The sequence below is a fragment of the Spirosoma terrae genome, from assembly GCF_010435915.1.
GTDB lineage: Bacteria > Bacteroidota > Bacteroidia > Cytophagales > Spirosomataceae > Spirosoma > Spirosoma terrae.
Window position 1 is genome coordinate 1 of sequence record NZ_JAAFZH010000006.1, and the last position, 13,862, is coordinate 13,862.

11 protein-coding genes are annotated in these 13,862 nt (G+C 48.5%); 7 read left to right on the forward strand and 4 right to left on the reverse strand.

Annotation, left to right across the window (positions count from 1 at the left end):
• From GK108_RS14905 to GK108_RS14920, 4 genes are all read left to right on the forward strand, one after another.
• A partial coding sequence (locus GK108_RS14905; RefSeq protein WP_163949724.1) for a gliding motility-associated C-terminal domain-containing protein occupies positions 1 to 460 on the forward strand: 460 nt, incomplete at its 5' end.
• Positions 461 to 639: 179 nt separating this feature from the next.
• A complete protein-coding gene (locus tag GK108_RS14910; protein ID WP_163949726.1) occupies positions 640 to 1,278 on the forward strand; it encodes a YciE/YciF ferroxidase family protein in 639 nt (212 codons plus the stop codon).
• A gap of 255 nt (positions 1,279 to 1,533) precedes the next feature.
• The gene (locus GK108_RS14915) at positions 1,534 to 2,139 is read left to right on the forward strand and encodes a hypothetical protein (protein ID WP_163949728.1); all 606 of its coding nucleotides are present in this window, start codon (positions 1,534 to 1,536) and stop codon (positions 2,137 to 2,139) included.
• Between the two features lie 308 nt (positions 2,140 to 2,447).
• On the forward strand, positions 2,448 to 4,322 hold the full coding sequence (locus tag GK108_RS14920; protein WP_163949730.1) for a M1 family metallopeptidase: 1,875 nt from the start codon (positions 2,448 to 2,450) through the stop codon (positions 4,320 to 4,322).
• Between the two features lie 230 nt (positions 4,323 to 4,552).
• Here GK108_RS14920 and GK108_RS14925 read toward each other — a convergent pair whose 3' ends face one another.
• Positions 4,553 to 4,975, reverse strand: a complete 423-nt coding sequence (locus GK108_RS14925; protein ID WP_163949733.1) for a hypothetical protein — start codon at positions 4,973 to 4,975, stop codon at positions 4,553 to 4,555.
• Between the two features lie 308 nt (positions 4,976 to 5,283).
• Between GK108_RS14925 and GK108_RS14930 the strand changes: the two genes are divergently transcribed.
• The 3 genes from GK108_RS14930 (at position 5,284) to GK108_RS14940 (ending at position 10,696) form a co-directional block, all read left to right on the forward strand.
• Positions 5,284 to 6,516, forward strand: a complete 1,233-nt coding sequence (locus GK108_RS14930) for a Bcr/CflA family multidrug efflux MFS transporter (protein WP_163949736.1) — start codon at positions 5,284 to 5,286, stop codon at positions 6,514 to 6,516.
• 98 nt (positions 6,517 to 6,614) lie between these two features.
• Positions 6,615 to 10,004, forward strand: coding sequence for a DEAD/DEAH box helicase (locus GK108_RS14935; RefSeq protein WP_163949739.1), 3,390 nt, complete (start codon positions 6,615 to 6,617; stop codon positions 10,002 to 10,004).
• Between the two features lie 134 nt (positions 10,005 to 10,138).
• Positions 10,139 to 10,696, forward strand: coding sequence for a PhnA domain-containing protein (locus tag GK108_RS14940; RefSeq protein WP_163949742.1), 558 nt, complete (start codon positions 10,139 to 10,141; stop codon positions 10,694 to 10,696).
• Positions 10,697 to 10,748: 52 nt separating this feature from the next.
• Here GK108_RS14940 and GK108_RS14945 read toward each other — a convergent pair whose 3' ends face one another.
• From GK108_RS14945 to GK108_RS14955, 3 genes are all read right to left on the reverse strand, one after another.
• Positions 10,749 to 12,065, reverse strand: coding sequence for an MFS transporter (locus GK108_RS14945; RefSeq protein ID WP_163949745.1), 1,317 nt, complete (start codon positions 12,063 to 12,065; stop codon positions 10,749 to 10,751).
• Positions 12,066 to 12,229: 164 nt separating this feature from the next.
• Positions 12,230 to 12,664 carry a VOC family protein gene (locus GK108_RS14950; protein ID WP_163949748.1) on the reverse strand — a complete coding sequence of 145 codons (435 nt, stop codon included), beginning with the start codon at positions 12,662 to 12,664 and terminating at the stop codon, positions 12,230 to 12,232.
• 178 nt (positions 12,665 to 12,842) lie between these two features.
• Positions 12,843 to 13,478, reverse strand: a complete 636-nt coding sequence (locus GK108_RS14955; protein WP_163949751.1) for an FISUMP domain-containing protein — start codon at positions 13,476 to 13,478, stop codon at positions 12,843 to 12,845.
• Positions 13,479 to 13,862 lie beyond the last annotated feature (384 nt).

Sequence of the window (13,862 nt, forward strand, 5' to 3'; positions counted from 1 at the left end):
GGCTGAACTGGTCAGCGTTCCGGCGCCGACCACGAGCTTCGATCATACGAATCTGACCACCGTAGCAGGCTGTTACTACGTCACGGCCGTGAGTCGGTCGGGTGTCGAAAGCTTACCCTCCAACCGGGTCTGTAATGATGCGTGTCCGTTGTTTGTGTTGCCTAATGTGTTCACTCCCAACGGCGATGGCAAGAATGATGTATTTGCGCCGTTACGTTGTCCTCGGTTTGTGGAGCAGGTAGATCTAATTGTCTACAATCGGTATGGCAGCAAGGTATATGAGGGAAGCAGCAGTGCTGGTTTAGCCTGGGATGGCAAGAGCAGTTCGGGCAGCGATCTACCGAGTGGGCTGTACTACTATCAGGTGACGGTACGGTACGCGGTGCTGGATCGGAATGCAGCCACACAGGTCCTGAAGGGCTGGGTGCAGATTCTGCGGGAAGGCGTCAGCATGCGCTAGTTAGGTTTATGGTTTGTTGTTTATGGTTTATAGTTCATGGCTTATGATTGGTTGGATAACCACCAAAAACTATAAACCATAAACAACAAACCATCCTCCCACACTGTAGTTTACCTTTTATAGAAATTGATCGATCAGACTCAATAGCTCAGAACACACACTAAAATCCGATAAACCGTATGGCATCTCTGGCAGATAGAATTTCAAGTTTTTTCAGCGGTAATGACTCCCACACCGATGAAGGGCTACGGGATTTATTTATAACCGAACTAAAAAGCGTGTATTACGCCGAAAAGCGTTCTGTTGATGCGCTGGACGACTTGATAGAAGCTAGTACGACAAACGAGGTAAAGAATGCATTTATTCACCATCAGGATGTCAGCCGAACGCAGATCGAACGCCTGGAAGAAATATTTCGCATCATAAGCATCGAAACTGAAGAGCGTTCATCAGACGCCATAGACGGTCTGATTAGCGATGCTAAACTATCAATAAACGACACCGAGCAAGGATCGCTGACCCGCGACGCAGCCCTGATTATTGCTGCCCAGAAAATCGAACATTACGAAATTGCGATCTATGGCTCGCTGTTGACGTTGGCCAACGTATTAAATTTCAGTCAGTCGGCGGAGCTGCTCGTTCAAACACTTGACGAAGAGAAAGCAACCGATCACGCCTTAACCATACTAGCCAAATCGTTTGTCAACAGCCAGTCTAAAGAAGAAGAAGATCACCATCCGGGTAGCCATCATGCTACTCGCCACCCGATTCATAGCTCCGACTCCGACGTAACACTAGGTGGCCCACTGGGCATCTAACGATTGGTCAGTCGTTACGCCAAACCCAGCGTCTTACTCAAGACGCTGGGTTTGGTATTTATGAAGCTTTCTAATCGTTGACAAAGTTCAAAACTTTGTCAAAGGTGGGTTCAAGGTGAGTCCGAGCCTAGGCCAAAACCTTACTTTGCAGTGATCAATACAAACGAGTCATGTTCATGTATTGGCGATGCCAGTCTGTTCATGAATTGACCATGCTACATTGTCAGTAGCTCTTATCGTTTTGTATTAATTACTATGAAGTCCAAAACACTTATTGACAAAATTCAGTACGAAGCTAAATTGGCTCAGGGCGACGAAACAAAAAACGTCAGTTACGCCAGCCAGAATACGTTGCCGAACGAATTGGCAGCCCGTGAAGCGTTTGATCAATCCGTAAAAAAGTTGCTGGACGTAAATGCGTGGTCGACCCTCTCCAGCCTGACCGCCGATTTCCAGGTCTACGATTCCGCCGGTCAGCCTAAAACGGGTTCACCACAACCCAACGATTACATAAACGTAGTTTTGCCCGGTCCCGTGCCCGAAAACTGGGTACGGGTAACGCACAGTAGCCTGGACGACAACAGAGCCGAATTTACCGTACAACCCAGCCAGAAACCGGGCGAAACCGAAACCGATGAAGTAGCCCATTTTTTCCGTTCGGAAGCACGTAGCACGTTCCGGGTCGAATTATCGGGAACAACCATTACCGCGTCTGAAATAGGACAGCAGGAAAGCGTTAACAACCAGCAACCCCAGGCCGGAGATCGGGCCATTATAAACACAGTTATTGCCGAAACAGGCTGGTTGTTTTATCAGCAATTTCAGTGGAAACGGCTGACTGACTATCTGGTTCATCTGTGACCCTTAAGCGGACAGCGTAATTTTTTACTTAGCTTATTTATGGCTGTCGACCCGAGGTATCAACAGGCCATCGACTAATTTCTCTCCATTAACTTAAATATTGTTGTCGTCACGAACAACAGTAGCTCATCATGATGTCAAAATAAAAAGTGTAGAATAGCCCAAATAGCTCAGAACGATCATCAGCCCCCGGATACTGTTGCTGAACTGTCCATCCGTTTACGAACAGATCAGCAACTTTTTGTTATTGCAACGATCCGACTCGTTACTTTGTCTCTTTATACATTCTGTGCACTTCTTATTACCACATGAAAACAGTCATTTGCCTTTTCGGGATGATTCTGAGTTTGAGTATGGTCCAGGCTCAGCAGTTATACATGCCCCGGAACATAAAGCAGGCTTATCAAAAAGGAACCCGTTCCATGGATGGAAAGCCCGGCCCAAAGTACTGGCAAAATTCGGCCCGCTACACCATCTCGATCACCGCCATGCCCCCCAACCGGGCCATTCGCGGTACGGAAGAAATTACCTACGTCAACAATAGCCCCGATACGCTACGTATCCTGCTCTTTAAACTGTTCCTGAACAGCCATAAGCCGGGCGCGATTCGTCAGTCGCCGGTGTCGGATGATTATTTAACGTCGGGGATGCATATCGATAAATACACTGAAAACAATCAGGAGAAAGAATGGCAGGACGCGGGTAACTCGACAACCAAACGGGTGGCCCTGACCAAACCGCTGATGCCCCGCGATTCGGTTAAACTAGCAATCGACTGGCACTTTGATTTATCCGCCGAAAGCAACCGGGAGGGTTCGCTCGATTCAACGACGTTTTTTCTGGCCTATTTCTACCCGCGCATAGCCGTTTATGATGACTATTACGGCTGGGATCGCACCGACTTTACGGAAGCACAGGAGTTTTACAACGACTTCAACGATTATACGCTAACGGTAAACGTACCCAAAAACTACATCGTCTGGTCGACGGGCGATCTGGTCAATCCAAACGATGTATTGCAACCGACTTACGCCAAACGCCTGGCCGAGTCGATGAAATCCGATTCGATCATTCACGTGGCTACGTTAGCGGAGGTCACATCGGGTGCTGTAACGCAGCAGCAAACCATGAATAAATGGCAATTTAAGGCCAATAACATTCCTGATATGGCGCTGTGCATTAGCAATCACTACGTCTGGGATGCTTCGAGTGTGGTGGTCGACAGGAAGACGAACCGCCGGGCGAGCGTCCAGGCTGCTTTCCTGGATACGGCCCAGGATTTTCACCAGATGGTTAAATTCGGTCGGCACGCGCTCGACTGGTTTTCTACTAACTGGCCGGGCGTTCCGTACCCTTACTCTAAAACCACGCTGATTCAGGGATTTGCCGATATGGAATATCCCATGATGGTGAATGATGCCACTACGTCTGATTTAAATTTCTCGCGTTTTGTGGCCGAGCACGAGCTGGCGCACACCTGGTTTCCGTTCTACATGGGTATCAACGAAACGCGCTACGGTTTCATGGATGAAGGCTGGGTAACGGCGCTGGAATATCTGATTAGTCAGGCTGATCTGGGCAACGAGACAGCGGCTCGAAACTTTCAGCAGTTTCGGGTTGCGTACTGGAGTAAAGACCCGTCGGCCGAGCAGGACTTACCCATCATCACCCCCGCTAACATATTGAGTGGAGCCGCTTTGGGGAATAACGAATACGGGAAGGCGGCTATTGGTTATCTGGCGCTGAAGGAATTACTCGGTGATGCGGCCTTTAAAAAAGCCTTACACGAATTCATGGACCGCTGGCATGGCAAGCATCCTACGCCCTGGGATATGTTCTATAGTTTCAACAGTGCGTCGGGACAAAACCTGAACTGGTTCTGGAACAACTGGTTTTTCAGCAACAACTACATCGATTTCGCCATCCGGCAGATGACAACCACCGGCACAAAAGCCACTATTACGCTGGACAACATCGGCGGCTACGTAGCACCGGTCGATCTAGTTGTTACGTATGCCGATGGCAGTAAGGAAACGTTTCATCAAACACCTAAACTCTGGCAGGCAAATCAGAAACAGGCCACGGTTACGATTAACGCGAAGAAAAAAATCCAGTCTATTACGTTAGAAGGAGGCATTTATATGGACGCCGACGATAGCAATGACACCTGGAAAGCAAAATAACGTTCGTTGCATGCGCTCATAATACCACAGAGGTACAGAGAATAATCTTTGTGTTCAAGTTATGTAAGTAGTTTTCCCCCCCCAACCCCCTCCTGTTTTAGGAGGGGGTTGGGGGGGGGAAGTTCAAAACCCCTACAAGCTTAGGTTTTAAGAGGGGCCGGGACGACGCTCGGTTGGGGGCAGCGTTTAAACGCTTTGTCCTCTCGACCCCTACGTATTAACCCCTTGACCTACTGCTTTTTAGCCACAAAACTGACAGTTATTCCAGTTACTGAATAATCTTTGACCGTAATCGTGTTGGCACTATACGTACCAAATTTGGTTGTTCCCTGGTACAGATCGACATCATTACCGGCGGCTTTCAGGTCAACAGTTTGATTCTGCGAAAAATTGCCGTTGTAACTAGGGCTGGTAACGGCATACGTCACCGCAAAATTTACCTGATCCAGGGCCGATCCATTCCGGGTGGCCACTGCCGTACCACTATTGACTCCTGTAATTGGAATAGGTGTGGTGCCCGTTACATTAATGGATGAGAGCGTGTAGGTTCCCAATAGGTTAGCCGCCAGATCGGGCTGGGTTTCAGTTTCCGATTTCTTACAGCTAGCCAGCGTGAATAGGAAACCAAACAGAAGCAATAAACGAATTTGCATATGGTTGTTAGAGGAATATTTATAACCTGCAATATACGTCAATTAGCATCATCATCGCTTGACTAGGCGCCGTTCCTAAACAACTAGCCCGTAGGTAACCAATAGACCTATATTGGAAAAATACTAAGATTAAACTAATTCATTGTTCAATTTCACTATTTCCTGATCTACGTAGCAAAAGCTATTTCCATACCTAATCAACCGCCACATCTTTTGACGTTGGCTAACTTTTGTCCAATAAATCGCACATTCCGGGAACAATACAATCCAATTCCATGTAGCTTAAGCAGTACCTTTCTATTGAGTTCATGACTCGCCGACAACATTTTTCTATTATTCTGATTCTTGGATTGTTAACAACAATCAGTCCATTTTCCATTGACATGTATCTGCCGGGTTTTCCGGCCATTGCCAACGATCTCAACACCTCTATTGACCAGGTTCAGCTTTCATTAACAGCGTACCTGATTGGTATTGCTATTGGTCAGTTACTCTATGGCCCACTGCTCGACCGTTTCGGCCGTAAACTGCCGCTCTACATCGGATTAACGATCTATCTGCTGGCGTCTGTTGGCTGTGCCTTTACGAGTTCCATTGAAACGCTCATTCTGATGCGGTTCATGCAGGCGCTGGGCGGTTGCGTTGGACTGGTGGCGGCTCAGGCGCTTGTCCGCGACCTGTTTCCCGTTGGCCAGATTGCCCAGGTTTTTTCGCTACTCACGCTTGTACTGGCAGTTTCGCCAATGATTGCGCCCACGGTTGGCGGCTATACGACCGTGGCGCTTGGCTGGCATTCGATATTCCTGATTCTGGCCGTTATTACGTTCCTTATCATGGCTGGCGTTTACTACGTACTACCAAACGGAAAAGCGCCCGACCCATCGATTTCTATGCGCCCGCAGGCGGTGCTGAGTAATTATTTTACCGTAATTAAGCAGCCGCAGTTCTTAACGTACTCGCTTGTGAGTGGCATTGCTACGTCAGGATCATTTGCTTATATCTCGGGCTCGCCGGACGTATTCATGAATCTATATCGGGTTAGCGAGCAGCAGTACGGCTGGATTTTCTCATTCCTGGCGGTTTCGCTTATTGCGCCAAGCCAGTTCAACCGGTTTTTCCTGAAGCGATTTACCAGCGAACAAATTATCTATACAACGCTGATCTACCAGTCGGTGGTTGGCTTATTGATGGTTATCGGTACGTGGGCCGGGTGGTTTGGTTTATACGGTCTCATCGGTATGCTCTTCCTGTTCATGGCTGGCCAGGGGATTACAGGCCCTAACTCTACGGCGCTATCGTTATCGCCCTTTAGCCGCCATGCCGGTAGTGCTGCCGCGTTGATGGGGAGCTTCCGAATGGGTTTTGGCGCACTCGTTTCCGCTACGGTTAGTATTCTGCACAATCACACGGCAATGCCAATGGTTAGCGTCATGGCCCTGTGCTCGATTGTGGGTTTATTGGTTCTACTGGTAGGACAACGTCTTATTCACTATAAAAACCAGCATACCGATCTGGAATCAACCTCCAAAGTAGCGTTATAATTCATAAAAAGAGAACGCTGGATTCCGGGATAGTGGTGATTTCAACAGATCTTTGTTGATCATACCAATCCCGGAATCCAGCGTTTTTCTTGTGTACAATGTCTACCGCTAATCCAGACTCCGCTGACTCACCATTCGATTTTCGGCTGGAAGCTACCATTCCAACACTGACGGATACGGTACTAGCCCGGCATAGTCGCGACTTTGGTCCGTCGGTCGGCGGTTACAACGACATCCAGCCCAAAGCCATTGAGTTGAATCAAGGGTCGTTTACCAGTCTGTCCCGCAGTACGTATTTCCCGACCGTTGTTGTTAAACAAACCGACGAAAACCTGCTGGTTTCCTGTAGCTGTGAGGCTCCCAAGCAGACCCTTTGCTCCCACCAGGTCGACGTTTTGACGAGTATTATGCGCCGACGGGAACTACGTCTTTTTTTCGACCCGGCCCAACGTCAGGAAGCCATTAAACACGTAGCAAAAGAGTATGGTCTGGAAAACGAGCCTCAGCTCGATGATTTCTTTCAGCTGGTTTACGACAATAAAACGGTTTCGATTCAACCCCGGCAGAAACAGCTCATTCCTGTTACCAAGGCAGCCAATGAATTACTGGAAGCGCAGTTAGTACCCCAACCTTCAAAGCCCTTTGCGGCTATTAGCGAACCAGCCCAACACCTGAAAAAGCTGCTGGTTTTCACGAAACACCGCCACCACGATCATTTCTGCCTGGAGCTGTTTGACGCCGACAGCACCCGAAACGGCAAGCCTAAAAATCCGCTCAAGACCATTTCTCCGCTGGACATAATGGCCGGTATCGACAACCCGAACGAACTAAAATTCTACTCGGCAGTGGCCCGCTTCCAGAACCCCCACCGGCAGGCCAACGAAAAGACAGATATAGATTCGCTACGTCTGGTTGTCGCTAATCCGCTCCGTATGGCGGTTTTTTATCACAGCAATAGCGTATCGGAAAACGTTACGTCTCATTCGCTGGTGCCGATAAACGTAGCACTCCTGAAAGCCAGTCTCCGTTTAACCGTCCGTCAAAACGGCCAATTTTATGAAGTCAGCGGTCTGCTAGCCATGGATGGTGCTACGTATGAACTACACACACTAACAATCCGGTACGATTATTTTCTGCTCATTAACGATACGTTCTATCTAACCGAGAATACGGATCATCTGCGTATTATTCGTTTTTTAGGAAGTCGCGACAACACAATTATCATTCATCAATCGAAGTACGACGAGTTTCGGGAAACGATTCTGGCTAAACTGGAAGATCAGATTCCGATTCAATACGCCTATCTGAAACCGGCAACTGCTAAACAGTTGGCCGAAACGGGCTTCGATCAGGAGCGGGAACGTATCATCTACCTGGCCGATGGCGACAATTACGTCATCCTGACACCTGCCATGCGCTACGGGCCACTTGAAGTACCGGTACTGTCCAAACGCCAGATTTATTCGGTTGATCGAAAAGGGCGACCGTTCACGGTGCATCGGGATGAAGACGCCGAAGTTCGGTTTACGATGATGATACTCAGCCAGCATCCCGACTTTCATGACCAACTCGATCTCAACCATTTTTATCTACATAAAAAGCACTTTCTGGACGAAACCTGGTTGCTGGATGCGGTGGAATACTGGCATAGCCAGGGCATTCAGGTTCTTGGCTTTAACACCCTGAAGAACAATAAACTGAATCCACACAAAGCAAAGGTTTCAGTAGTAGTCAATAGTGGCCTCGACTGGTTCGAAACGGCTTTGGGTGTGTCTTACGGTAAACAGCAGGCCACGCTTAATCAACTCCGTAAGGCCGTAAAAAACCGGAGCCGATACGTAATGCTCGACGATGGTAGTCAGGGTTTATTGCCCACGGAATGGCTCGACCGATTCGCGGCATATTTTCAGCAGGGCGACGTCGTGGATGAGCAGATTCGAACACCGAAAATACGGTTCGACAGTATCCGGGACTTGTATGATGAAAACCAGCTCTCTCCCAGCGTTAGCGAAGAGCTGACCTTCCTGACCGAAAAATTCGCTGATTTTACCACCATTCGATCCGTTGCCGTACCCAGCGATTTGCACGCTACGTTACGTGATTATCAGCGGGAAGGACTCAACTGGCTCAACTTCCTGGACGATCTCGGTTTTGGCGGTTGTCTGGCCGACGATATGGGCCTGGGAAAAACGCTTCAGATCATTGCCTTTCTGCTTCTGCAACGTAGTAAACGGGGCTCAATACCCAGCTTAATCGTTGTACCAACCTCGTTGCTGTTTAACTGGCAGGCCGAACTAACAAAGTTTGCGCCATCGCTTTCGGTCTACACCTTTTATGGTGGTAATCGAACGCAGAAGAAATCACTCTTCGATCAGTTCGATGTTGTGCTGACCAGCTACGGTACGTTGCTATCCGATGTTCGTTTCCTGAAAGATTATCCGTTCAACTATATCGTGCTGGACGAATCGCAGGCTATCAAAAATCCCGATTCGCAGCGCTATCAGGCCGTCAGGCGTTTACAATCACGGAACAAACTGGTACTGACCGGCACCCCCATCGAAAACAATACGTTCGACCTGTATGGCCAGCTTTCGTTTGCCTGTCCGGGGCTGCTCGGCAGTTACACCCACTTCAAGGCCCATTACTCGACCCCTATCGACAAGTTCGATGATCGGCAACGGGCCAAACAATTGCAGCGACGTATCAGTCCGTTTATTCTTCGTCGAACAAAAGCGCAGGTAGCGCCTGAACTCCCCGAAAAAACGGAGATGATTCTCTACTGCGATATGGGCCCCGACCAGCGTAAAGTCTACGACGCCTATGAACGGGAGTTCCGCCATTTTCTCTTGACCACTCAGGAAGGCGACATTCCACGCGTTCGATTGCACGTATTACAGGGACTTACGAAACTCCGCCAGATCTGCAACTCCCCCGCCCTGCTGAACGACGACGACTATTACGGCAGCTCGTCGGCAAAGGTCGATATGCTGATAGAGCAGATCAGCACGAAATCACCGGAGCATAAAATTCTGATTTTCTCGCAATTCGTAGCCATGTTGGATTTGATACGTACTGAATTAGCCACCCGTCAAATCAGCTTCGAATACCTCACCGGCCAAACCCGCGACCGCGAAGCCAGCGTTAGCCGGTTTCAGACCGACAATAACGTCCGCGTGTTTCTGATCAGTCTGAAAGCCGGTGGAACGGGCCTCAATCTGACCGAAGCCGACTACGTGTACCTCATCGATCCCTGGTGGAATCCGGCCGTCGAAAATCAGGCTATCGACCGCAGCCATCGCATTGGGCAAAGTAAACATGTCATTGCGGTTCGACTGATTTGCCCCAACACAATCGAAGAAAAAATCCAGGAACTTCAACAATCGAAACAGGAACGTAGCGACACGATTATCAAAACCGACGACGCTATGCTGAAATCGCTGAGCCGCACCGATCTTCTCAATCTACTGGGCCCTGCTAGTGACTCCTGAGAGCCAACAACCCAAAGACAACCTTGTACTTTAGTGATGTTGCCAGCACAGCATTCTCCACCGACGGGCCAACATAATCTGGCCAGCCTTACGCTATTTCTCTACCTTTATGCTCGATTAACCTAATTAAACACATGTCAATAAGTCCAAAATTACAGGAACGTAGCGTGGGCATATGCGAACTATGCAATACGTTACCGGCTCAACATGAATACACCATAAGCCCTAAGGAAAGCAACTCTATTAACAACCAGGTGGCTCTGTGTGATACCTGCCTGCAATCGCTGGGCGCGACCAATAAAGCGGCTTACTGGCGATTTCTGGAAGGCACGATCTGGAACCCTGAACCCAGCATTCAGGCATTGAGCTACCGGATTTTGTATACGTACAAGGGCGAGGACTGGGCCAGCGATGTGCTCTCATCCGTCGATCTGGACGAAGATACCGTGCAGTGGGCGATGAGCGCTTTTGAGGAGGAAGAAGTGCACAAAGACGCTTTCGGCAATACACTCGAAAATGGAGACAATATTGTGCTGACCCAGGCGCTGGACGTTAAAGGCACTAATTTCACAGCCTCAAAGGGTACCGTAGTCAAACGTATCCGACTAGTCAGTGGCAACCCCGAGCAAATAGAAGGCAAGATCAATGACCAAACCATTGTGATTCTAACCAAATACGTCAAGAAGGGCTAACCCTGGCGAATTCAATCACACGCCATAGGTTGAGAATATGGCGTGTGACAACCTACTCACGAACCGTTTCTTCGGCCATTTTCTGCTCATAATTCGTAGCCAGCAGATGATACGAGCGGCTTTGCATGGCCAGCACCGTAACAATCAAACCGATTAGGCCCGTTACGGTAAACACCAGTGCCAGTCCACGATCGCTGCCTGTACCAAACCACCCGCCAATAAGTTGCACTCCCGCGCCGGTAGTCATGAACGGGATAAAAACCAGTTCAGCAATAGGACCGATCATAAAGGCTGTCAGCGGAGAAGCGGCCTGTTCAATACTTTGCGCAAAGCCAAACACCCGTCCCTGCCGTTCGGGCGGCACCAGCTTTTGCATAATGGTTTGTTCGGCGGCTTCTACTACCGGCACCAAACACATATAAATAAACATACCCACCGCCAGCAGTACAATCGATGCCTGAATGGTAAAGAACACACAGACCGTCCACAGCACGACATTAGTTATGAATAAGGTTCGTAGAGGTCGTTTGCCCAATCCTTTTTTCGCAACAACGAGCCCTCCGATAATAAAACCACCACTTAGGACACCCCACAGAATACCCCACGTCTGGACAGATACCAGCGCCAATCCGTAGGCATCCATCAGCGACATAAATACACCCCCTAAAAAGTTGTTGAACGTATTGAAAAAAATGAGCGCAAACAGACCAGGCATTCGGTTCAGGACGCGTATGGTTCCCCGAATATCGATTCGCCTGGTATCCTCCTCCGTATGCACAATGCCCTTTTCAGGAATCGGCACAAACGTTATGTGCAGTAAAGCCAGAACGGTTAATCCAATGGCCAAAACCAGCGTCCAGAACATGCCCAGATACCCAATCAGCAGACCACTAAAAACCGACGCAACCAAAAACGATACGCCATTGATCGTACCCACCATGCCGTTGGCTTTATCGCGTTCGCCTTCCGGAATCAGAAACGTTACCAGCGTCGACAAGGCAATGGACCGAATATTTCCGGCGATGGCTCCCAAAAGACCCAGCACCACAAACGCCCACAGAACGGGGCTCGACGGATTTTTGAAGACAGACTCCGGTGTGCTGGTAAAAATAAGAAAGGCCACTACGTACAGAAACAGCGACACTACGCTCGACAGGATCATCGCTGTTTTCTTCTTGTACCGATCGACCAGCGACCCCTGAAAGAAACCGGTTATAGCCACCGTTCCCGTATAAACGCCCGCCATAATCGACGTAGCAACAACCGATTTCGTTTCCAGATAAACCCAGAACGTAATGGCAAACCAAACAAAGTTATTAGTCAAAAATGCCGTCAGCGAATTGGCCAAGATGGCGTAAAAAGTTTTCATTCTTTCGGAGAATAGCGGCTCGTTTTCCCAATCAGTTGTCGGAAAAACTACTGTAAAGTACGTTCAGAATTTTTATAAAGTAGGGATAAAAAACGATAAGACAACCCTGGCGAGCAATAGATCACCAGGGTTGTCCTGTCAAAATTGGGCACGATACGTAGTGTTTAGACTGCAGCGTTCTCGGTAGCTGGCTGTTCCTGAGTCAAAGCGGCTGGGTCCATATACATAACCTCCCAATGATGTCCATCCAGATCGCTGTAACTACGGCTATACATAAAGCCCTGGTCTATGGCATCGCCCGGCAACGTAGCACCAGCGGCAATGGCTTTGTCGACAAGGTCATCTACCGCTTCCCGGCTATCGGCAGACAGGCAAATAAGGGCTTCAGAAACCTGCGTAGCATCGGCAACGTCTTTTTTGATAAACGACTTAAAGAATGGCTCTACCAGCAACATAACATAAATCGTATCGCTGATAATCATGCAGGTAGCTTTCTCGTCCGTGAATTGCGGATTGAAGCTATAGCCTAACTTGGTGAAGAAATCGACGGATTTGTTCAGGTCTTTAACGGGCAGGTTTACAAAGATTTGGGTTGCCATACGTAGTTGTTGTTTGATGTTTACGTAGCAAAAGTATAGCCGATTTAGGAAAGTAAACGTGTGTATGTACGGCAATATAGGGGGGTAATTGCGGCTACGTTTATCTCCTTCTGCAACGTCTTTTCCGGCCCATACATTCCGCGGCTCAATGCGTTGCTACGCTTGTCAATCTCCTTCTTTACTTGTCTTTGACAAACCGAAGGTTAAAGCGATAACCCGTACCGGTTGTACTATAAAACAGAATCGTGTGGGTTTTGCCGGAGCCACTTTCCTGCAGGCTGAAGGTGTTGCCATCGGCCATCCAGAATTCACAAATATCACCGTCTATTGGTACACTGTCCTGAAAACTATAGCCCGCCGGATGTGCATTAAAACCCGACGAATTGGTCCCCCGAATAGTTATCCAGTTTGTTATTGAAGCCAGCTTTTTGGTACTTTCCTGACCTGTTGCCCGCTGGTTTGTGAATACGACGCCCTGGCTTTCAGCGAGTTTTATATAATCCTGTTTGGTTGGTAATCGCCAGCCTTCGGGAAGTGCAATGGCTTTGGCCTCCTCAAATGTATAATATCGGCCATACTCGGGTTTTTCGCTGCCATTTTTATAGGCGATACCACCAGCTCCATCATAGTTCACAACTGTCCAGATCTGATTAGCGATGGTAACCGTAGGGTATTCCTTCCCACCGATCCTGACCGACGATGTAGAAGGCGCAGGATCATTGACAGGCTTTTTATCGCAGGAAATCAACGTAGCGATTACGAAAGCGGTCACTAAAACAAGAAACTCCGGTCGGTTTATTTTACTACGTAGCATAGTTCGTCTCGTGAATAGGTGGTTCAACTGCCCATGCTTCTAACCTTATCGGTAAACATGATGGCAACCACAAAGCAACTTCGCCGGAAACTGTGAAAAAAAAGCAAAGCGTCTGCCTGTAAAAAAGGCTGGTTGAATTGGCGAAAATGGCTCCTCAACAGAAATTGTTTCCGGCCTGGTCGGGAAGTCAAAATGAAGCAATAACGGAACAAAAAACAACCGGACCCAGCTGAGTCCGGTGTTTGAGCAGTATGAACTTTAAAATACCAGGATAAACCTATCGACAAAGATAAAAGCCTGGCCCTGTGCTTTGATTAGAGCAAGATTAGAAGAAGCTTAGCTAACGATTAGAAATGCCGGATGAACAGGGTATTTTCAGTAGCC